The sequence below is a fragment of the Parapedobacter sp. genome (genome assembly GCF_035556095.1).
GTDB lineage: Bacteria > Bacteroidota > Bacteroidia > Sphingobacteriales > Sphingobacteriaceae > Parapedobacter.
In genome coordinates, this window is sequence record NZ_DATMFT010000018.1 from 423,636 (window position 1) to 446,189 (window position 22,554).

Consider the following 22,554-nt stretch of genomic DNA (forward strand, 5'->3'; position numbering starts at 1 on the left):
GTTCATCCGTATCCTCCGAATGTCTTTGGCAATTTTCCGAAAATAACTACTTTAGTAGTACCAAATAAAAATTGAATATAGAGCACCATGAAAAAGTTAATCAGTACTACCGTAGCGATAATGCTTGTCGTTACACTAGGGTTTGCACAAAAGGTGAAGGTTATATCTGGCGACTTCAATTTTTTGAAAGGCCAGGAAACCGTTTTGACGAAGTTGGATTTCAGTGAGGTGACGTTTTATAACGACAACCTGACCGAACAGGAATACATCGATAAGCGGATTAAGGAAATTGAAGAGAAAGATCCCGGTGAATCTGCCAACTGGGTAAAGGACTGGGACTCGTTCAAAAACGAGCGTTTCTTGCAGAAGTTCACGGCCGTCGCCACAGAAAACTCCAAAAAGGCTAAAATCACATTTGTTACCGAAGGCAATGCACCTTATACGCTTATCGTGAAAGCCACATGGATTTATCCGGGATGGTTTGGTGGGGTAATGAAGCAGCATGCGAAAATCAGCACGTTGTTGCAGTTTGTAGAGACGGGTAACCCCGAAAATGTGCTCTTGTCCATCGAGGCAGAGAAAGCTCCGGGAGACATCGCTTTTGTAGGGATACCGAATAACAACGACCGGATAGCTGAGGGATTTGCGAAGACAGGCAAAACGCTGGCACAGCTTATTGACAAAAAGTTATAATAATTTTACGTAAGCCGATCCCCGGCAAAGATCGGTCAAAAGAAAGGCCCTGAAACGGGGAGAATCAGGGCCTTCTAACTAACCAATTATAAACCTAAATTATGAAAAGACAATTTTATATTATTACTTGAGCAACTTCCGTGCCGAAAACACACCCTAAGTGTTAAAATTTTGTTAAATAAGCACTGTGTTGCCAGAAACCGACATTAAAGGTCCTCTAATTTCTCGGCGGTTACTTCCGCCTTAATTTTCGTTTCCAATTCATCCATCAAATCGGGATTGTCGAGCAGCAACGTTTTCACCGCATCACGCCCCTGCCCAAGCTTGGTATCTCCATAACTGAACCATGAGCCCGATTTTTTGATGATATTGAAATCAACACCCAAATCGATGATTTCGCCCGCTTTGGAAATCCCCTCACCAAACATGATATCAAATTCGGCTATACGGAACGGCGGTGCTACCTTGTTCTTGACGATTTTCACTTTCACACGGTTGCCTGCCACTTCGTCAGCATCCTTGATTTGGGCCATTCGGCGTATATCAAGCCGAACCGAGGCGTAGAATTTGAGGGCATTCCCACCCGTGGTGGTTTCCGGATTGCCAAACATAACCCCGATCTTTTCACGTAGTTGGTTGATGAAGATACAGCAGCAATTGGTTTTGGAAATCGTGCCGGTGAGTTTCCGCAATGCTTGCGACATCAGTCGGGCTTGCAATCCCATCTTTGAATCCCCCATTTCGCCCTCAATTTCTCCTTTAGGTACCAATGCGGCCACGGAGTCGATCACGATTACATCGATCGCCCCGGACCGGATCAGGTTATCGGCAATCTCCAACGCTTGTTCACCATTATCGGGCTGGGCAATCAATAGATTGTCGATATCCACGCCAAGTTTCCGCGCGTAATATTTGTCAAATGCATGTTCCGCGTCGACAATCGCCGCAATTCCCCCTTTTTTCTGGGCCTCTGCGATGATGTGGGTAGCCAGTGTGGTCTTACCTGAAGATTCCGGCCCGTATATTTCGATAACCCGTCCCTTGGGCACCCCACCGATTCCCAGCGCGATATCCAATCCGATAGATCCGGTTGAAATGGAGTCAATTGGCTCCACCGCAGAATCACCTAATTTCATCACGGCACCTTTTCCGTAGGATTTTTCCAGCTTATCCAATGTAAGCTGCAGGGCTTTCAGTTTCTCTTGGCTACTCATTATATTAGTAATTTATCGGTCAAAGGTAATTAAATTTATTTTGTTTTACTAATTTTTTTCGTTTTCCATCGCTTGCCGACAATTAATCACCGGCGGTTAGCATTCAACGGCCGACCTTTCCTTTCGATTGCGGAATACCTATTTCCAGCTTGGGGCGCATCACTTTCTCATAGTATCTGCACATCCACGTAATCGGGCATTCCTCGCATTTGGGCCTTCGGGCTACACAGATGTACCGCCCATGTAAAATTAGCCAATGGTGCGCAATTGCCAATGTATCTTTTGGTAAATATTTCACCAACTGTTTTTCCACGGCAAGGGGCGTCTTGGCGCTATCGGTCAAACCGATCCGGTTTGCTACCCTAAACACATGCGTATCTACCGCGATGGCGGGCGCATTATACACTACAGAAGCAATGACATTGGCTGTTTTGCGGCCTACGCCGGGAAGTTTCTGCAGGTCATCTACCGATTGCGGCACCACGCCGCCGAAATCGCTGACCAACTTCTGGGCCATCCCCACCAAGTGCTTCGCTTTATTGTTGGGATAGCTGACACTACGTATATAGGTAAACACTTCATCGGGATTGCTTGCGGCAAGGCTCTCCGCTTCCGGAAACCGCTCGAACAATGCCGGTGTTACTTGGTTGATCCGTTTATCCGTACATTGCGCGGACAGGATGACCGCCACGAGCAGCTCGTAAGGGTTCCGGTAATTCAGCTCGGTTTGGGCGTCTGGATTGTGCGCAGAGAAATACGCCACAAAAGCCTGGTAGCGTTCTTTTTTAAGCATGTTTAAGCATATTCCCCGTCTTCTACATCAACCGTGTACGCTGGGCTTGGGAATACGACGTAATCTTACTGACGATTCCCGATTGCGGTTGTCGAAGCAAGGCGTCTAATTCACTTTTAAGCAAGTCGTAAAACAGCTGGTCGTCGGCATCTAATTGGATGCGTTCGCTGTCTGTTTCCCTAGCGGCCTTACGGGGGAAGATTGTTTGTGTATACGTTTCTGTCATAAGCATATTAGTTATATGGTATATAACGCTATCGCCCGCGAATTAGTATGCTTCACAACCTTCAAATTCATTTTTTCTTCAGTCCATCGGCGGCCTGCTCGGCCAACTGCATGGCGCGGTATGCATTTACGATACCGCCGGTTACACAGATATCATTCATCGATACCCGCATATTGCGCCCATCAGGTCCCTTTACTTTCACGCGTTGATCTACCCGCGTAACGGACTGCATAATTACGCGCTTCACTTCAACCGCTGGCAGTTGGGGGTAATAAGAACGTATCAATGCGGCCAAGCCGGCAACAACGGGGGCTGCCATACTCGTGCCTTGCAGGTCTTTGTAGGCGGATCCCGGCATTGTGGAGTGGATTTTTACGCCTGGCGCAAATACATCGACCGACCGCCGTCCGTAGTTAGAAAAAGACGCTACAAGGTCTCCGTCGTTGTTCCATTGTGAGGCGCCCACTTCTATCCACGCCGCCGCCTCACCTTTATTGATTCCCAAGCTATCGACGAAGTTGCGGTTAGGGAAATTCGGATTGGCGTCATTATCCTGTCCTTCGTTTCCCGCGGCATGGACAAGGAGCACATCGTTCTCGATCGCAAACCGAACCGCATCGTCAACGACTTGTTTATCTTTTACGAAAGCTTTTCCGAAACTCATGTTAATCACTTTGGCCCCGTTTTCTACCGCATAGCGGATAGAGTTAGCCACGTCCTTGTCGCGCTCATCGCCATCGGGTACCGTACGCAGCACCATGATGCGCACATCATCCGCAACGCCTTTGATGCCGATATCATTGGTCCGTATAGCTCCGATAATACCTGCCACATGTGTACCATGGTCAGCATCCGGCCCGATAACGTCGGCATTACCGTAATAACGTTCATGGCTGTTTTCGTAGTCGTCTCCCACGATGTGCCGCGAATCAAATTCCTTGTTGAGGTGGTAATCTACCTGATTATTGAAATGCGTTACGCCGTCTTCCAGATCTTCGTAAAATACATGGAAGTCGGGCTCATCTTTCAATTCCTTTTTGACGATTTTCAGTGCCATTTTCTCAAAGTCGTCCTTAGCTTTGTAGTTATCGAAATCTGCCAACGTCGGGGTTTCCTTACCTATCCGGGCCACCATCGTATCCACTACACGCTTCAATCCGGTATAGCTAACCTGACCAAACCGCGCTTCCTGCGTTTTATTAGCATAATAGGTTACCATTTTCTGGTATTCGGCAAATTCGCGGCGCTCCTCGCCGCTCATTGGCGTACTGGGCAACACAGAGACGTATTTAGGCTCCAGTTCCCTAACGAGCCGGGTAACTTCCAGGTTATCGTAGTGGACGTTCTCGCCATTGGCGTTACCGATGAAGTTCCAGCCATATCGGTCGTTTATGTAGCCGTTGCCGTCCTCATCCGTACCGGTAGCGGCACTATCTTTTGCATTGACCCAGATGACGTCTTTCAGGTCTTCGTGATTCACGTCCACGCCGCCGTCAATCACGGCCACGACAACGGTTGTGCTCTTTTTACCACTCAGTAACTGTTCATACGCCTTTTCTGTACTGATACCCAGCACACCGTCGCGCTCGTAATCGAGGTTAAACCAATTTGCTGGCGGAGTATCTTTTGTCTGTCCGAAAGAAAGTAAGGGGAGAAGGATGATGATGAGTGCGCTGCGCAATTTCCAAAACGCCATATTGTGTGTATTTTAGTGTGCTGGGCAAACTTAGCTAAATTATTGATTTTTAATTCCACTTTTTTGGTGTCAATAAACCGCTCCACCAGGTTCGCTTTACCTCAGCGTTATCGTTCGTTCGTTTGATGATGATTTGAGCAAAAGGTTTAATGGACGCGTTATGGCCGAACCACAGGAGCGCTTTCTTCCTGCGCTTCTTTTTTTCGCTCCTCGAAATTCTGGACTGCATTTTTGCTCGCTCTTATGGAAGCTGCTATCGCGCCGATGGCAAGCAATGCCACGATGATGATACCCCAAATTCCTTTACGGCGATCTTGCTTCATCAGCCAAAAAAGGAATGCGATAAGGGGTATCGCGAAAATCAAGATAAAAAACCAACTGGCCCCTGTCATGTGGCAAAGGTCGGAAGAAAACAGACGGCATGCAAATGCATTTATGACCAGCGGGAAACGTACGGCGGATCGATCGGTGTTTCTAAACGCATTCATGCTGCCTTCGGCGGTTTTAAAGGTGATGAAGCGATCATGATTTTTCATTTGTGTTTGATTTCAACACATTCAAGATGGCTGAAGCCGTTTAGTCATTCCGCTGTATGATTTTGAAAATCATGACGGTTTCAATACATTTATGCTTGCATAAAAAAGGAATTTTACTTAGATTTGGCACCTTAATTGCAGCCCGATGCTGTATACGAATACGATGAACACAAAAAATATGATAGCTCTATCTGCCGTGCCTTGCTTCCAGCAGCGCATGATGTGCTTTTTTTGTGAACTATCAACAGCCGAGAGGCCGGTTCTCCGGTTCCGACGACCCATATTGCCCCGGGCTTAATAAGGGGCATACCTCTCCGATGAGTGTGCGGCAAGGAGTCCATCCGTACAGGTTAATCATGTTATTTTCAAGTTATTTAAACAGTAAGACACAACTCAGGTTGTTTGTTTTCAATTTTCGGGGTCGTTAATCTAATGGAACTTTCAGACTTTATCATCATCCCAGCTACCGAGGCATATGTCGATTACGCCGAGCAGATCTGTAACGAGATGGCAGAATCTGCCAAGGCCCGCGGCACGGGTATCGCACGGCGCAGTCCGGAATACGTAGCCAATAAGATGCGTGAGGGTAAAGCGGTTATCGCGCTGCGCAAGGCCGACAAAGCGTGGGCCGGATTTTGCTACATCGAAACTTGGAGCCATGGCGACTTCGTGGCCAACTCGGGGCTGGTTGTTAATCCCGAATTTCGCAAAGTCGGGTTGGCCAAGGCCATAAAAAAACGTATCTTCGACCTCTCTAGGGAAAAATACCCAAAGGCAAAGATATTCGGGCTCACTACTGGTTTGGCCGTAATGAAAATCAATTCTGATTTGGGTTATGAGCCCGTTACGTATGCGGAACTTACACAAGACGAGGATTTTTGGAAAGGTTGCCAAAGTTGCGTGAACTATGACATCTTGACCATGAAACAGCGAAAAAATTGCATGTGTACGGCTATGCTTTGGGATCCGGTAGAAAAAGAGAAGGAACTTCGCGAGCGGATTGAAATGAAAGCTAAAGCGAAAGAGCGTCTAAAGCAGATCACCAAGAAATCATCCCTGTTGAAGCGGATTGAAAACAAGCTCTGGAAGTCTACCAAGAAAATGGTAACGGTATTTATTGCTCGGCACCCGAAGACGGTATAAGTTAAATAGTTGAAATTAATAGATAGATGAAGAAAGTCGTATTAGCATTTAGTGGTGGGTTAGACACCTCGTTTTGCTGTATTTACTTATCCAAAGACCGGGGACTGGAAGTCCACTCGGTCATTGTCAATACTGGTGGTTTTTCTACGGAAGAACTTGAGCAAATTGAAAAGCGCGCCTACGCACTTGGGGTCAAGTCGCACACGGTAGTCGATGAAACACAAAACTATTACGATAGCAGCATTAAATACCTCATCTTCGGCAATGTCCTGAAGAACGCGACCTATCCCTTGTCGGTCAGTGCCGAGCGGGTAAGCCAAGCGACAGCCATTGCCAACTACGCCAAAAAAATCGGTGCGGAATATGTGGCGCACGGCAGTACCGGCGCCGGCAACGACCAGGTGCGGTTTGATATGATTTTCAACACCATCATCCCCAACGTGGAGATCATCACGCCCATCCGTGACCTTAAATTGAGCCGCGAAGAGGAAATCGAATACCTCCACAAACACGGCGCTGAGTTCAATGCGGAAAAGGCAAAATACTCCATCAACAAGGGGATATGGGGCACATCGGTCGGCGGAAAGGAAACCCTGACCTCCCATGATACACTACCGGAGGAAGCGTGGCCGACACCGGTGACGGCGACAGCACCACGCCGAATTACCCTCACCTTTGAAAACGGCGAGCCCGTGGCGTTGGATGGCGACCGGATTGGGCCGGTGAAAGTCATTCAGGAGCTACAGGCCATTGCGCAACCCTATGGCATAGGCCGTGATATCCACGTGGGCGATACCATCATTGGCATTAAAGGCCGGGTGGGTTTTGAGGCGGCGGCGCCGCTCATCATCATCAAAGCTCACCATACACTCGAAAAACATACTTTGACCAAATGGCAACTGAGCTGGAAGGATCAACTGGCCGCCTTCTATGGCAACTGGATGCATGAGGGCCAGATGCATGACCCTGTGATGCGCGATATCGAAGCGTTTCTTCAGAACGCCCAGCAAACGGTGTCAGGCGACGTCTTTGTGGAGTTGCATCCGTACCGATTCATAGTAATCGGTATCGAATCGGCACACGACCTCATGTCTAACGCATTTGGTAGCTACGGTGAAATGAACAATACTTGGAGTGGGGATGACGTGAAAGGGTTCTCCAAGATATTCGGTAACCAGGTATCCATCTGGCATAAAGTAAATGAGAAGTAGCTGAGGGAGAAAACAGAACATGCAAAAAATTAAAGTAGGTATTATCGGTTCGGCGGGTTACACCGGAGGGGAGCTATTAAGGATACTTATCCACCATCCCAATGTAGACATCGTGTTTGCCCACAGTGGCAGCAATGCTGGCAATAAGGTGTCTGCCGTGCACACTGACCTGCTGGGCGACACCGACCTGCGGTTTTCCGACACCTACCACAGCGATATCGATGTGTTGTTCCTTTGCGTGGGTCACGGTGACTCGCGCAAATTTTTAGAGGCCAATGCAGTTGCTCCGCACGTGAACATCATCGACCTTTCGCAGGATTACCGGCTTAGTGCCAACCGGGAATACCAAGGGCGATTATTTGTCTACGGCCTTCCGGAATTGCAGCGTGATGCCATCCGGTCTGCTCAATACGTGGCCAACCCGGGGTGTTTCGCCACGGGAATTCAGTTGGCTTTGCTGCCGTTGGCCGCCGCAGGCTTGCTGCCCGATGAAATCCACATCAACGCAACCACCGGCTCAACCGGTGCAGGGCAACGGCCGTCCGCCACTTCGCATTTCAGCTGGCGTAGCGGTAACCTTTCATTGTATAAAGCTTTTTCGCACCAGCACCTCCAGGAAATCAGTGAATCGTTGACGCAGTTGCAACCCGGTTTTCTACCCGACGGGGATGCGCCGTTGCTGCAACGAGCCATGCAACGCATCAATATCATCCCCCAGCGGGGCAATTTCCCACGTGGCATTTTGTCTGCTATTTATTTGGACAGCGATCTTGGTGAAGAAGATGCACAGGAATGCTACCGGTCCTATTATGCCGAACATCCCTTTACACACATCAGTGATACCAACATTGACCTCAAACAAGTGGTCAATACGAATAAATGCATTTTGCAAGTCGAAAAACATGGTAATAAGCTACTTATTACTAGTATTGTCGACAATTTACTCAAAGGCGCCAGCGGCCAAGCGGTACAGAATATGAACCTGATGGCCGGCTTGGATGAGACCGCTGGGCTCCGATTGAAAAGTGTAGGGTTTTAAGCGATGTTTACCTCCATCAATGATTACGTCAATCGCTGCGGCGTCTTCTCGGGCGAAGATATGATGGTGTTCAACGACCTGCTCAAACCTAAGTCGATTAAAAAAAAACAACTGCTCCTACGCGAAGGCGAAATATGCAATTTCGAGGCTTACATTCGAAGTGGTTGTCTGCGCACGTTTTATATCGACGAAAATGGCAGTGAGGTTATCCTGCAATTTTCGGTGGAAGATTGGTGGGTAAGCGATATCGGCAGTTTCCACGACCGTACGCCGTCACTGCTCTACATCGAAGCGATCGAAGACAGTGAGCTACTCACCTTAAGTCCAACCAGTAAGGAAGAATTGTTGGCCCGTATACCACAATTCGAACGGGTATTCAGGTTGATGATCCAACGTCACCTATCGGCATTGGAACGCCGACTTATTCGCACCATCGCCAAAACAGCGGAGGAGCGATATGTTGAGTTTGTGAAGCAATACCCTAAAATTGCCTTACGGGTACCACAGCACTACATCGCCTCCTACCTGGGCATGACTCCGGAATTCTTAAGTAAAATTCGACGCCGGTTGGCTACGCGAAAAGACTAACTCGCATACCGCAAACGCACATAGAAATGCCCAGCAAGAAAACGGCGCTAAGTCCCTCATCTTAGCGCCGCTCTTTTTGCTTAAAATCAAACATCAAAAAAAAAGTAGGTTTATAACCGATTAGTATGTTCCCCTAGTTTTAAGACCTGGGCGTCTACCACTAATTTATGTTTACAATATCGAGTAATTCATGATTCACTCACCCTACACAATCGAGTCTAAAGGCGTTTGAATCAAACCATTTTCCCCTTTGTTGGTTACAAACGTAACAATATAAACGATACCCGCAAAGGTTTTTTTTAAAAATAAGTGAGTAAACACTCACCCATTGTAAATTCGCTTAATCATTATTAGTATATCCACCCGATTTTCGCTAAAGGACATTCGGGAGCCACGACGGACGTGCAGGAACGAAATTACCATCATCATGCATGCGAATACGCAGCATTTTACTAAGTTTGGCGGTTGGATTTAGATTTTAGCTAGAGATGAAGATTTGGCAAAAAAATACGGATGTAAACGCCTTTGTAGATAGTTTTACCGTAGGCAATGACCGTGAGCTTGACTTACAACTCGCAGCGGCTGATATTTTGGGTTCCCTGGCACACACGCGCATGCTTCACAGCATCGGGTTATTGGATGGTCCGGATCTCGCTGCTGTCCAAGCTGGCCTGCGGGAACTATATAACGAGGTAACCGAGGGTACATTCACTATCGATGACGGTGTGGAAGATGTGCACTCGCAGGTGGAGCTGTTGCTTACGCAGCGGGTGGGCGATGCAGGCAAAAAGATTCATAGTGGCCGTTCGCGCAATGACCAAGTACTGGTAGACCTCAAGCTGTACTTCCGTACCGAAATCGAAAATCTCGTTAAACATACCCAAGCTCTCTTCGACAGACTGGCCACGCTGAGTGAAACCCATAAAGCCGTGTTGCTGCCGGGCTACACCCATTTGCAGATTGCCATGCCGTCTTCGTTCGGACTGTGGTTTGGTGCTTATGCCGAGAGCTTGGTGGACGACTTGGCGTTGCTGCATGCAGCTTGGACCGTATGCAACAAAAACCCTTTGGGTTCCGCCGCCGGTTACGGCTCTTCGTTTCCGTTGAATCGGCGGATGACAACCGACTTGCTTGGGTTTGATGATCTGAATTACAACGTGGTATATGCACAGATGGGACGGGGTAAAACAGAGCGGATTCTGGCACAGGGGATGAGTGCCATCGCAGCCACGCTGGCCAAATTCGCCATGGACGTATGCCTCTATATCAATCAGAATTTCGGGTTCATCTCGTTCCCCGATCACCTCACTACCGGATCGAGCATTATGCCTCACAAGAAAAATCCGGATGTATTTGAATTGGTCCGCGGCCGTTGCAACAAGATACAAGCGCTGCCGAATGAAATTGCACTGATGACCGCCAACTTGCCTTCGGGATACCACCGGGATTTGCAGTTGCTCAAGGAAAATCTTTTTCCTGCATTCCGGTCGCTCAACGAGTGCCTGGAAATCACCACGTTTATGCTTGAACACATTGAAATCAAAAAGAACATTCTCGATGATCCCAAGTACGACTATCTATTCAGTGTAGAGGTAGTCAACGAAGAGGTGCTCAAAGGTGTTCCCTTCCGTGAAGCTTACCGCAATATCGGCTTAGCCATTGAGGGAGGCACTTTCAGTCCCCAAAAAGTGGTTAATCACACGCACGAGGGTAGCATCGGCAACCTGTGTACGACAGAAATCCGACAGGCATTCGATGGTATGGTGGAGCGCTTCGGTTTCGACCGTATACACGGTGCATTAAAGGGACTACTCGTGGGCGAATAAGGAAAAGGCTTCTTTAACGCCGTTTACTTAACCACCGAGAATCGATACCTTGTTTCCGATTGGAATACCTGTCCGGGTTTCAGTAATGTGCTCGGAAATTCCAGCTGGTTGGGTGCATCCGGGAAATGCTGGGTTTCCAAGCAGAAAGCGCCGTACTTGCTGTACGGCTTCCCTTGTTTTCCTATATCTTTACCCGTCAGGAAATTACCCGTGTAAAGCTGTATGCCCGGTTCGGTGGTATGCACGTCCATGCGGATGCCGGTAGTCGGAGATACCACGGTAGCTATCGAGGCTCCGGTGGTCACCGTTGCGGGGCGAAGCACGTAATTATGGTCATAACCATGGCCGATTCGCAACTGTTCGTCAGATTGGTTAATGTCCCTGCCGATCGGCTTAGCAGTGGTAAAATCAAAAGGCGTTTCCGCCACATCGGCCAGCTCGCCCGTTGGTATCTGATATTCATTGCAAGGCAGGTACTTATCGGCCGCAATGGATAGTACGTGGTCAAGGACGTTGCCATTTCCCTCACCGTTGAGATTGAAGAAGGCATGGTTGGTGAGATTGATTACCGTGGATTTATCCGTTTCGGCCCGGTAGGTAATCACCAGTTCGTTATCGTCGGTAAGCCGATACTTCACCATGACAGAAAGCCTGCCGGGGAAGCCCTCTTCACCATCGGCAGCCACGTAATAGAAATCCGCCTTTTCGCGATATACCACACGCCGGTCCCACACGCGCGTATGGAAACCGCCGGAGCCACCATGCAACGCATTCGGCCCGTTATTGGGCTGGACGCTGAACGTTTCGCCATCGATGGTGAAACGGCCGTTTGCGATGCGGTTTGCAAACCGCCCCGCTGTTACACCATGATAAATTTCGTCCGCAGCGAGGTATCCCTGTATGCTATCAAACCCCAGTACCACATCGGTAGGGTTCCCTGCCTTGTCGGGCACGATAAGCCCTACAACACGGGCTCCATAATCGGAAAGGGCCAGGGCCATCCCCCGGTCGTTTTCCAACCGGATGAGGTGCGTGGGCTTTCCGGCAATCTGGTGTTCAAATTGGTCTTCTTTGGGTAGTTTGTAGGGCGTCATCATCGGGGTTATTGAGTTAATCCAAAATTACATTCGTGCCGCCGGATATGTTGGCAATATACGCTTGTGCAGTTCGACCAGTTCTTTCATTATAGGCACCGATAACGGTATCCACCAGGTTCTGTACCTGGTCTATCTTCACCAAGTTGATGGTACAACCACCGAATCCGCCCCCCATCATGCGGGCACCAAGCACGGCATCATTGTCGCGCACCAGATCTACCAAGACATCCAATTCGTCACAGCTTACTTCATACAAATGCTGGAGCCCATCGTGCGTCTCAAACATGCGTTGGCCGAATGCGTTAAAATCGTCGTTTTTCAGGTCTTCACATCCGTCTTGCAAGCGCTTGATTTCCGAAACCACATAGTGGCAACGGTTGTACACGGTGGCATCCACCGGTTTTACATATTCGTCAAGCTGCTCGATAGTCACATCGCGTAAGCTTTTCACGTGCTGATGGTGCTGCTGAATCAATGCCACGCCGCGCTCGCATTGCTCACGACGCTCGTTGTAGGCCGATGAGGCTAGCGAATGTTTCACCTGGGTATCAAACAGCACGATGCATAGATCGGGATTGTTGAAAGGGATATAGTCGTAGGAGAAGTCTGCACAGTCCAGTTTAATCAACTGTTGTTCTTTTCCGAAAACACTCGCAAATTGGTCCATCAAGCCACATTTTACACCAACGAACTCGTTTTCCGCTGCTTGCGCAGCAAGCGCGATATCCAAACGGGATATGTCGAGGTCGAAAAGCTCGTTTAATGCAAATCCGGTGGCGCATTCCAATGCGGCCGACGATGAGAGTCCGGCTCCTTGCGGAATATCGCCCCCAAATACAAGGTTGAAGCCCCCAACATCGTGGCCACGTTGTTGCAATTGCTGTACCACACCGAGGATATAGTCAGGCCACAACAGCGGTGACCGCTCCAGTGCATTGAGCGCGGCATCAAAAGACTCTTGCTGATCCAGTGCATACAATTGGATATGACGGTCATCACGCTTACCTATGGCCACGATGATATTTTTGTTTATCGCTGCCGGAAGTACCAACCCTTGATTGTAATCGGTATGCTCACCGATGAGGTTCACCCGACCTGGGGATCGCACCAGCAACGGAGTGTCGCCATGGAGCTCCAAGTATTTTTCATGTACTGCATTCTGCAAGGATGTCGTCGTTGTTATGCTCATATAACGTCTGTCAAAATGAGCGCTAAAAGTACAATAAAAAACAGGGGGCTGCAAAAGTTGGGCAAAAATCCCAATTACCGTGCACAAGGAGTACGGCACGCCCTTTATAATTGACTGTCCGTATCTGAACAATCGGTGTTCGGAATCGAACACTGCCCGCTAGTTATCCAAAAAATAAGCAACTGTAAAACAACAGATTGCAAATTTGGCTCGAAAAGTGGCATCATAAGAAAATGCTAACGAATTATTTTAAAACCGCATGGCGGAACCTGCAGAAGAACCGCATGTTTAGTATACTGAACATCTTTGGGCTTGCCTTGGGGCTGACTGTGGCCTTGCTACTCTCCCTTTTCATCATCCAGGAGTACTCGGCCAACCAAATCCCGAACCGGGAAAAAATCTTCCGTTACCTCGCTCACCTCAATTATGATGGAGGTAACGAAATATGGGCTGGTGTACCCAACGCAATCGGCCCGGCTGTAAAGGACAACATCCCACAAGTAGCGTGGTCGGCCCGCACCCTGTTGAATGGCTTCGGGGAAAATGCAAGTTTCCGTGTTGGTAACGATGCGTTCACCGAAGACCGGCTGTATTGGGCCGATCCGGATATCATTGAAATATTCGATCTCCATATTGTACATGGCGACCGCCAAACGGCATTGACCGAACCAAACACGATCTTGCTATCGGAAAGTAAGGCAAAACAGTATTTCGGCAACGAAAACCCGGTGGGCAAAACTGTTGAAATGGACCGGAGCAATACGCTGACGGTAATCGGTGTATATGCTGACCTACCTCCCACGGTTACGTTCGACGCCGAACTGATCGGCTCATTCAATTCAACAGGCTTCGCCAAAAACATCACTTGGGATAATGCCAGTTTCGAAACATGGATCATGCTCCGCGAAACGGACGACAGCCGGTTGGTGGAAGATTATCTCCCAAAAATGATGCAAGAGCATTTTGGCTCTGAAGGCACCTATTACACATTATCGCTCCAGCCATTGACCGACGTGCACCTACATTCCACAGCAATCAATGCCTATAGTAATCGGAAAGGCGATGCTGACCAACTGGGGCAGTTGACGTATCTCGCCATTGCCTTGCTGCTCATGGCTGCCATCAACTACATGAACCTTGCCACCGCACGGGCACAGCAGCGCAGCAAGGAAGTGGGTGTAAGCAAGACATTGGGTGCCAGCCGGAGCGGCTTGCTGGGCAAGTTCTACGCTGAAACCGCCGTACTCACCTGCATTGCAATTGGGCTTGGTTCGGTGTTGGCCGTCCTGGGCATTCCCCTATTCAACGCGATGTCGGGCAAAACGCTGGCTTACGACACGCTTTCGCATCCGGTTTTCCTGGCGGGGTTACCGGCGTTGTGGCTTTCGCTCACACTGGTCGCCGGGCTCTATCCAGCCCTTATCCTCTCCTCATACACCCCATTGGAGGCCCTCCAACACGGCAAGGTAACCCGCGCCGGCTCAACAATTTTCCGCAGGGCACTTGTCGTGTTGCAGTTCACGGCGAGTATTGTTCTTATCATAGGGGTCGTTATCATGTACCGCCAGATGGATTTCATAAGCCACCGCAAGTTGGGCTATAACCCCGAGAATGTCCTTGCCATCAGTTTGGGCTCGTTGAAGAATGACCAGGAGTTGGATGCACTGCGGAATCAGGTCGGTGCGTTAGCCCCCACCCAAAGTATGGTGGTGTCGCAAGCGTACCCCGGGAAGGGTGAAAGTGGACATACATTACGAAAGGACGACGCCGACAAGCAGGGTATCATGTTTCGTGCAAATCGGGTGGATGGTGAAACCGAAGCGGTATTGCAGCTGAACCTATTGGCCGGCAGGATGGTTAAGGAACGGGTGGATCGTGATACGACGCAAGAAGGGGGATGGATTTTCGAGATGGTGCTCAATAAGTACGCCGTCGACTACCTTGGTCTCACGCCCGAAGAAGCCCTAGGCAAAAAACCGCTGGCCGGCATTGGCGATAACACGTACGTGGTGGGCGTGGTGGATAACTTCAACTTTTCCTCGCTACATGACGCTATCGGCGCATACGCCTTTACAAACACGCCCCAAAGGTTACGCTATCTTTTGGTACGCTTTGCTACGGGCGACCTTCGGACGACACTCCAACAGTACGAACAGGCATTCAAGCAGGTGGCGCCGGACGCGCCTTTTGACTATACCTTTCTGGACAGCCACCTGAAGAGCCTTTATCTGGCCGACCAGCAGACGGCATCGGTGCTGCTTGCATTTTCGATACTAGCCATCTTCGTGGGATGCCTAGGCCTGTTCGGGCTCGCCGCATTCACTGCGGAGAAGCGCACGAAGGAAATCGGCGTACGCAAGGTGCTTGGTGCCACCGTTACGTCATTGGTACGGCTGTTAAGTCTCGACTTCGTCAGATTAGTGGCAGTGGCATTTGTCATTGCTTGCCCACTAGCTTACTGGGGCTTTAGCAGATGGCTCGATAATTTCGCCTACCGTATAGATATCCAGTGGTGGATGTTTGCACTGGCCGGCTTGGCTGCAGTGGCGATTGCGCTACTCACGGTAGGCTGGCAGGCGATACGCGCGGCGGTAGCGAACCCGGTAGCATCGTTGAGGGATGAGTAATGGATGGTGCTCCCACCAATTCTTCCAGCTCCATTATCCGTTTATTGCACAATTTGCCCGCAATCTTCAGCAAAGTGGAAGCGCGGTAGTAAAGTGTCCAAGCCTCCTCCTCATTAACCGAGAAGTCCGCGGCATATCGGCTATCCATGTAACTGCTTTTTAGGAGGTTGAAAAGCGTCTTGTCTTCCGGGTTGTCCCGCGGAAATACCGAGGCGATTTCCGGTGCCAACGTACGGCACAACTTGAGCATCCAGGCTAGGTTGTGTGTGCTGGGCCGCATGTGCAACATCACCTTGAGCATTGCCTTGCATGCCTGTTCGACAGCCTGATGCACCATGAACACCGCCATGTTGAATTTGTCTTCCATCAAACAATAACTGGCACAATCCATGAATTGGCAGCTGTTGTTGAACCAACGCCGCCACCCGTCCCTCGTCTGCAGCAGCAAGGTCTCGTGACATACAAACACCTTTCGAGGTGGCAACACATTGGTACGGCTGTGGAGCACGGCTCCCCGCTGAAATACTGTGCAGACGAACGTCTCGCCGTCGGCGAGATTTTGCATCGCTTCTGCGTAAGGCATGACTACCGCCGCGTATTGAAGCTCATCCATCGCTACACTGTTTGCCAGATGAAGGATATCAGGCGGGCAACGTTGCTCGCTGTCATTATACACTAACAGAATATCAACATGGAACCACTTTTTATTAACCTTCGGGGCGAAGCAATGCGTGCGCTGTACGTCGAATCGTTGCAGCGCAAAACAAAAAATAAACTCGGTGGCCAAGCGACGGGAAAGTTCGTTGGCCAATCGGCGCAGCGTAACCTGCTGCGCAGCGGGGAGGTCATTTGTATCGATATCCATAACGGTTGGTTTCTTCATCATTTTTATTTGCATACCCTGTCAAGTTCATTAAGTTTGTATCTTGCTATGACTATACAACAAAGATACTATCTTTAGATAATTATTCAATATCAAATTGAAATAAGATGCAAAACGTCGCGGAATCCATTGATTTACAATCGGAAAAAATTGGACCTCGTCTTAAAGATGTCCGAAAGTCCTTGGGAATGACGGTGGAAGAATTTTACAGCCCGTTAATGAAAGCATTCAACAATGGTTCTTCTATTGAAAACAACAAACGCAATTTAGGCAAACGACTGGCAAAAGATATTATCGAGTATTACAATATCAATCCGGCCTATCTCCATACCGGCAAGGGTGAGAAAGTCCTAAAAGTGCGGCCTTATCACAAAAAGACGTTCCAGCCCCAGACAGTAGATCATGCCGAAAGCGTACCTTTTTTTGACGTCAAGCTTACCCAGCTGCAGGGGTTTCCCGATATTTTCGGTGAAAGTACACCCGAATATTATGTAAACTATCGCCCTTTCAACGACTGCACGGCGTACCTCCCTATTTATGGCGACAGCATGTACCCGCGCTTTGCCAATGGCGAGATCATCGCCGTCAAAGAGGTAACCAACCGCGATGTCATCTTATGGGGTGAGGCCTACCTTGTCGCTACCGATGAGCGGGCCAATGGCATGGTTACGGTAAAACTCCTATATCAGCATGACGATGCCAGCAAGATCATCCTCCGTGCGAGCAACCCTGCATATGGCGGCGACACCGTTATCGACAAAGCTTCCATCATCCGACTGTATATTATTAAGGGCAAAATCACCCGCAACCAACTGTAATGAGATAGTGGAAATGGCATTAGTCAACAAAAAAAGAAAAGATTTTAGCTGCCGTGAATTTTTGGCACCGTTTTCGCTATTACCGGAATAGGTTTAGGTTGATAGCCCCTAACCCCATTGGGGCGGCCGTCCCGACGTAAGTCGGGACGGTTTTTTTATATCCTCCCGCCCGTAGGGGCCCTTATTGAAAATGAATTCCTTAACTTAGTTGCCATTACCCTTAATTGAGTTAACACATTATTGCATCCCATGAAGAAAGTCAGTTTACTCATCATTGTATTGTGCAGTATTTTGGTCACCAACGCACAGGAAGAAGCGCGCTTGCTTCGTTTCCCCGCCGTGCATGGCAACCAAGTGGCGTTTACCTACGCAGGCGACCTTTACGTCGCATCGACGAATGGTGGCATGGCCCGCCGGATAACCAGCCATCCGGGATATGAGTTATTCGCCCGTTTCAGCCACGATGGCAAGCACATTGCCTTCACCGGCCAATACGATGGCAATACCGAAGTGTTTGTCATCCCGGCAACGGGCGGCGAGCCTAAACGCATTACCTACACAGCCACATTAGGCCGGGACGATGTAGCCGACCGGATGGGGCCCAACAACATCGTTATGGGGTGGACCCCAGACGACCAGCATGTTATTTACCGTGGGCGCGGCACCTCGTTCAACGCATTTAAGGGCAAGCTCTATCTCGCCCCGCTTAGTGGCGACCTCAGCCGGGAGCTCCCTTTCTCGGTTGCCTCTTGGGCATCTTACAATGCTGACGGCACCAAGCTGGCGATGAACCGCGTATTCCGTGAATTCCGGACGTGGAAATACTACCGTGGGGGGATGGCGGATGATATATGGCTGGCAGACCCCGCAACCGGTATCACCGAAAACCTCACCAACAATCCTGCACAGGATGTCTTCCCGATGTACTATAAAGACAACATTTATTTTGTGAGCGACCGTGACCGCATTGCCAACCTGTTTGTCTACAACACCCGAACCAAGCAAACCGAAAAGGTAACTGACTTCACCGAATACGACGTGAAATTCCCCGCGTTGGGCGGAGATGCCATCGTCTTTGAAAATGGTGGGTACATTTATCTCCACAACCTGCTCACGGGCCAAACCGAACAGTTGCATATTACCATTGCTGAGGACTTTGCATCGGGCCGCTCCAAGCAAGTGGATGCATCTAAATTTGTGTACAGTGCCGACCTCTCACCCGACGGCAAGCGGGTGGTCTTCGGTGCGCGTGGTGATGTGTTCACCGTACCGGCCAAAACCGGCGTAACGCGCAACCTGACGCAAAGCAGCGGAGCACACGACCGGAACGTGGGGTGGAGCCCCGACGGCCGTTGGATAAGTTTTATCTCCGACCGCACCGGTGAGGATGAATTGTACATACAGCGACAAGATGGAACATCGCCAGCCAAACAACTTACTGAAGGTGGCGGAGCTTATAAGTTCGCCCCCGTGTGGAGTCCGGATAGCAAATACCTGCTCTATGGCGACCGCGGTCAAAACCTCTATGCTGTGGATGTCCAGTCGGGCAACCGCATATTGATCGCACATGCTGACGAGGGTACAGTCGGCTCCTACACATTCGCTCCGGATAGCAAATGGATTGCGTATACCCTCCCCGGCCGCGCTCGCGAATTTACAGTCATCAACCTTTTCGACCTCGATAGCAAGAAGACGGTTCCCGTAACCGATACGTGGTATAACAGTGGCCAGCCCGAATTCAGCCTCGATGGCAAATTGCTGTATTTCGTGTCGCAGCGCGATTTCAGCCCGACATACGGCAGTACCGAGTGGAACCACGTGTATAATGACATGAGCAGGCCGTATTTTGTGCGGTTGAGTGCCGCTGACAAATCGCCTTTTGCCGAAAAAAGCGACGAAGTGACGCTAAATGACGATGATAAGAAAAGCGACAAAGAAGATGACAGCGAGAAAGCGGAGGCGCCTTCCAAAACCGATATCACCGTAACGGTGGATGAAGCGGGATTGGCCGACCGTATCGAGAGCCTTCCGGTAACACCGGGTTCCTATTACGGGCTCGTGGCTACCACTGAGGGCCTGTACTATTCCAGCCGTACCCACGGGAATAGCGGATTCAAGTTTTTCAACCTCAAAGACAAAAAGGAAACCGACATCGGCAGTTTCGGGAATTATAGCGTGACGACCGACCGGAAAAAAATCTTAATAAGGACCGGCGACGGATTCTTCATCGAAAACCTTGGCACGTCAAAAATAACGCCTTCCAATAACGTGAATCTGGGAGGCATGAAAATGACGGTAGACCTGAAAGCAGAATGGAAGCAAATCTACGACGAAAGCTGGCGCCAAATGCGGGATTACTTTTACGATCCCAATATGCATGGTGTAGATTGGGAAGCGATGCACGAAAAATACGCCCCTTTGCTTCCGTACGTGAATCACCGCGATGACCTCACTTACCTCATCGGTGAATTGATTGCAGAGCTCAATATCGGCCATGCTTATGTAAATAGCGGTGACCGGCCCGATGTGGATCGCATCCAAATGGGACTATTGGGCGCCAGATTAAGCCGTGACGCGAGTGGTTACTACCGCATTGACAGCATACTTTCCGGCCAAAGCTGGAACAAGGAGTTGGTATCGCCTTTGCGTGCACCAGGGGTAAATGCCAAATCAGGCGAATACATCATCGCTATTAACGGTACGTCGATGAAAGAAGTGGATAACATCTACCAAACCCTCGTCGGTAAGGCGGGCCAACTGGTAGAGATTGAAATCAATGGAACTGCGTCTAATAACGGGACGCGAAAAGTACTCGTGAAACCCATTAAAGATGAGGCTGCACTTTATTACCATGAATGGATACAGCAGAACATCGCGAAAGTCACTGCGGCAAGCGATGGCCGTATCGGGTACGTACATATCCCCGATATGGGGCCGGAGGGCCTCAACCAATTTGCCCGCTACTTTTACCCGCAACTGGATAAGGAAGCCTTGATTATCGACGACCGGGGCAATGGCGGTGGCAACGTATCGCCAATGATCATCGAGCGGCTGCTGCGTAAACCCGGCCTAGGTACCATGCGGCGCAATAGCAAAACGGCTTCCATCAAGCCGGACGCCCACGTGGGCCCGAAAGTATGCCTTATCGACCAGTATTCGGCATCTGATGGCGACCTGTTCCCCTGGCAGTTCAAGTATTACGGCATCGGGCCACTCATCGGTCAACGCACCTGGGGTGGGGTAGTGGGTATCAGCGGATCCCTACCGTTTATCGATGGTGGCGATATGCGCAAGCCCGAGTTTGCACATTTTGCTGCGGATGGCTCGTCATTCATTATCGAAGGGGAGGGTGTACATCCGGATATCGAGGTGGTAAACGACCCTTACGAGGAGTACAAGGGTAACGATACGCAATTGGCACGCGGTATCAGCGTACTGCTGAAGAAGCTAGCTGAAGGCGGTGCGACGGGCGTTCCGACAATTCCTGGTTTCCCAGATAAATCAAAGTAATGTGGAAGTTTGCTTCGATGGCTTTGCATGCAAGGTGTAAAGCCATCGAAGATTTTTGGCACATTATTCTTAAATCACACCGGTAAGCCAGGCCGGATAAATGCCTAACAATAGCGTGATGAGTGCGGCTAGGAAAAACACAACCCGGTAGGGGCTGCTAACGGCGACGGTGTTCCGGTCTATCGGTCTGAAATACATCGCCACGATCACACGGAAATAATAGAAAACACCCATTGCTGCGTTGATAACGGCAAGTACGACCAGCAGCACCTGGTAATCGGCCAGCACGCCCGAGAACATCATGAATTTACCCACGAAGCCCGCGGTAAGCGGTATGCCTGCCAACGACAACATGGCAATGGTGATGGCCAGTGCCAGGTAAGGATTCTTTTTGGCCAAGCCATTGAACGCTTCGAAATGCTCGCTGCCCGTTGCTTTCTTCACCAGGATAAGAGCTCCGAAAGCGATGATGGTAGACAGTGAATAGGCCGTGGCATAAAAGAGCACCGAGTCGGCAGACGTAGTACCGATGGCCACAATGGCAAAGAGCAAATATCCAGCATGGGAAATACTCGAATAAGCTAACATCCGTTTTACGCTCTGCTGCACGATGGCCGTAATGTTTCCTACGAACAACGTGATGATGGTCATCACCAACAGTACCGGCATCCAGAAATCCTGCAACGGTACGAAACAGAAATAAAACAAACGCAGGAAGCCACCGAAGGCGGCTGTTTTGACCACCGTGGCCATGAATATCGTGACCAGTATCGGCGCGCCGTCATACACGTCGGGTGTCCAGAAGTGGAACGGTGCCGCGCCTACCTTAAACGCCAATCCAACGATCAGCAACAGGATTCCCGCATAAAACAATGGGGATACCTCATGGGGGTTGGCTACCACGTAGTCTTTGATGGCTGCCAGATCGAATGAGCCGCTGGCACCGTACAGCAGCGCGATGCCGAATAGTAGGAATCCCGTAGAGAACGCGCCCATCAGGAAATATTTCAACGCCGCTTCATTGGATGCGAAATCTTTCTTGCGGATACCCGCCAGGATATACAGTGCAACTGACATGATCTCGATACCGATAAATAGCATGGCCAGGTTGTGAAAAGAAACCACCAGCACTGCGCCAGTCAGTGAGAACAGGATAAGCGCATAATACTCGGCCACATGCGGGCTTGATTTGTCAAAATAATCTTTTGACAACAATAATACCAAGGCAGTCAATACCACGCATACCACCGAGAAAGCGACGGCAAAATGATCGAACAACACCATACCACTATACAGCGGCTCGGCAGCTGTACCCCATTGCACACCATAGAGCACCACCGCGGTAACAAGGCCGAGCAGGGACACCGGCAGCAGTGCCTTATGGGCTTTGAACAACCCCAAATAAAGCACCAATATGGCTAACAAAGACAGCGTAATGATTGCACTCATATTTCGTTTATTATCT

Annotated in this window: 18 protein-coding genes; 9 read left to right on the top strand and 9 right to left on the bottom strand. The window is 49.7% G+C overall.

Annotated elements, in window-relative coordinates; translation table 11 throughout:
* The first annotated feature begins 87 nt into the window (after positions 1-87).
* The gene (locus tag VNQ80_RS10105) at positions 88-693 is read left to right on the top strand and encodes a hypothetical protein (RefSeq protein ID WP_325638090.1); all 606 of its coding nucleotides are present in this window, start codon (positions 88-90) and stop codon (positions 691-693) included.
* 206 nt (positions 694-899) lie between these two features.
* On the opposite strand, the gene recA is transcribed toward VNQ80_RS10105, so the two are convergent.
* The 5 genes from recA to VNQ80_RS10130 all read right to left on the bottom strand — a co-directional run bounded on the left by recA (position 900) and on the right by VNQ80_RS10130 (position 5,158).
* The gene (recA, locus tag VNQ80_RS10110) at positions 900-1,907 is read right to left on the bottom strand and encodes a recombinase RecA (protein ID WP_325638092.1); all 1,008 of its coding nucleotides are present in this window, start codon (positions 1,905-1,907) and stop codon (positions 900-902) included.
* Between the two features lie 103 nt (positions 1,908-2,010).
* Entirely contained in the window at positions 2,011-2,700 is a 690-nt protein-coding gene (nth, locus tag VNQ80_RS10115) for an endonuclease III (protein WP_325638094.1), read from the bottom strand.
* 22 nt (positions 2,701-2,722) lie between these two features.
* A complete protein-coding gene (locus tag VNQ80_RS10120; protein ID WP_325638096.1) occupies positions 2,723-2,926 on the bottom strand; it encodes a hypothetical protein in 204 nt (67 codons plus the stop codon).
* Between the two features lie 67 nt (positions 2,927-2,993).
* A complete protein-coding gene (locus VNQ80_RS10125; RefSeq protein WP_325638098.1) occupies positions 2,994-4,622 on the bottom strand; it encodes a S8 family serine peptidase in 1,629 nt (542 codons plus the stop codon).
* 158 nt (positions 4,623-4,780) lie between these two features.
* A complete protein-coding gene (locus VNQ80_RS10130) occupies positions 4,781-5,158 on the bottom strand; it encodes a hypothetical protein (protein WP_325638100.1) in 378 nt (125 codons plus the stop codon).
* Between the two features lie 432 nt (positions 5,159-5,590).
* On the opposite strand from VNQ80_RS10130, the gene VNQ80_RS10135 reads away from it, so the two are divergent.
* From VNQ80_RS10135 to argH, 5 genes are all read left to right on the top strand, one after another.
* A complete protein-coding gene (locus VNQ80_RS10135; protein ID WP_325638102.1) occupies positions 5,591-6,301 on the top strand; it encodes a GNAT family N-acetyltransferase in 711 nt (236 codons plus the stop codon).
* A gap of 26 nt (positions 6,302-6,327) precedes the next feature.
* The gene (argG, locus tag VNQ80_RS10140; RefSeq protein ID WP_325638104.1) at positions 6,328-7,512 is read left to right on the top strand and encodes an argininosuccinate synthase; all 1,185 of its coding nucleotides are present in this window, start codon (positions 6,328-6,330) and stop codon (positions 7,510-7,512) included.
* A gap of 19 nt (positions 7,513-7,531) precedes the next feature.
* Entirely contained in the window at positions 7,532-8,551 is a 1,020-nt protein-coding gene (argC, locus tag VNQ80_RS10145) for an N-acetyl-gamma-glutamyl-phosphate reductase (protein ID WP_325638106.1), read from the top strand.
* 3 nt (positions 8,552-8,554) lie between these two features.
* Positions 8,555-9,139 (top strand): Crp/Fnr family transcriptional regulator, encoded by a 585-nt coding sequence (locus VNQ80_RS10150; protein WP_325638108.1) that lies wholly within the window; start codon positions 8,555-8,557, stop codon positions 9,137-9,139.
* A gap of 488 nt (positions 9,140-9,627) precedes the next feature.
* Positions 9,628-10,965, top strand: a complete 1,338-nt coding sequence (gene argH, locus VNQ80_RS10155; protein WP_325638110.1) for an argininosuccinate lyase — start codon at positions 9,628-9,630, stop codon at positions 10,963-10,965.
* Between the two features lie 23 nt (positions 10,966-10,988).
* On the opposite strand, the gene VNQ80_RS10160 is transcribed toward argH, so the two are convergent.
* Both VNQ80_RS10160 and galK read right to left on the bottom strand, forming a co-directional pair.
* Positions 10,989-12,062, bottom strand: coding sequence for an aldose epimerase family protein (locus VNQ80_RS10160; RefSeq protein ID WP_325638112.1), 1,074 nt, complete (start codon positions 12,060-12,062; stop codon positions 10,989-10,991).
* A 13-nt stretch (positions 12,063-12,075) separates the two neighbouring features.
* Positions 12,076-13,251 carry a galactokinase gene (gene galK, locus VNQ80_RS10165; protein WP_325638114.1) on the bottom strand — a complete coding sequence of 392 codons (1,176 nt, stop codon included), beginning with the start codon at positions 13,249-13,251 and terminating at the stop codon, positions 12,076-12,078.
* A gap of 233 nt (positions 13,252-13,484) precedes the next feature.
* Between galK and VNQ80_RS10170 the strand changes: the two genes are divergently transcribed.
* A complete protein-coding gene (locus VNQ80_RS10170) occupies positions 13,485-15,878 on the top strand; it encodes an ABC transporter permease (RefSeq protein ID WP_325638116.1) in 2,394 nt (797 codons plus the stop codon).
* On the opposite strand, the gene VNQ80_RS10175 is transcribed toward VNQ80_RS10170, so the two are convergent.
* A complete protein-coding gene (locus VNQ80_RS10175; RefSeq protein WP_325638120.1) occupies positions 15,811-16,764 on the bottom strand; it encodes a HEPN domain-containing protein in 954 nt (317 codons plus the stop codon). The two genes, VNQ80_RS10170 and VNQ80_RS10175, sit on opposite strands and share 68 nt — an antisense overlap.
* 215 nt (positions 16,765-16,979) lie before the next feature.
* Between VNQ80_RS10175 and VNQ80_RS10180 the strand changes: the two genes are divergently transcribed.
* Together VNQ80_RS10180 and VNQ80_RS10185 are read left to right on the top strand one after the other, a co-directional pair.
* The gene (locus VNQ80_RS10180) at positions 16,980-17,579 is read left to right on the top strand and encodes a S24 family peptidase (protein WP_325638122.1); all 600 of its coding nucleotides are present in this window, start codon (positions 16,980-16,982) and stop codon (positions 17,577-17,579) included.
* Positions 17,580-17,828: 249 nt separating this feature from the next.
* Positions 17,829-21,089: a S41 family peptidase gene (locus tag VNQ80_RS10185; RefSeq protein ID WP_325638124.1), complete on the top strand. Its 3,261-nt coding sequence runs from the start codon at positions 17,829-17,831 to the stop codon at positions 21,087-21,089.
* A gap of 69 nt (positions 21,090-21,158) precedes the next feature.
* On the opposite strand, the gene VNQ80_RS10190 is transcribed toward VNQ80_RS10185, so the two are convergent.
* Positions 21,159-22,538, bottom strand: a complete 1,380-nt coding sequence (locus VNQ80_RS10190) for an NADH-quinone oxidoreductase subunit N (RefSeq protein ID WP_325638126.1) — start codon at positions 22,536-22,538, stop codon at positions 21,159-21,161.
* Positions 22,539-22,554: the final 16 nt, after the last annotated feature.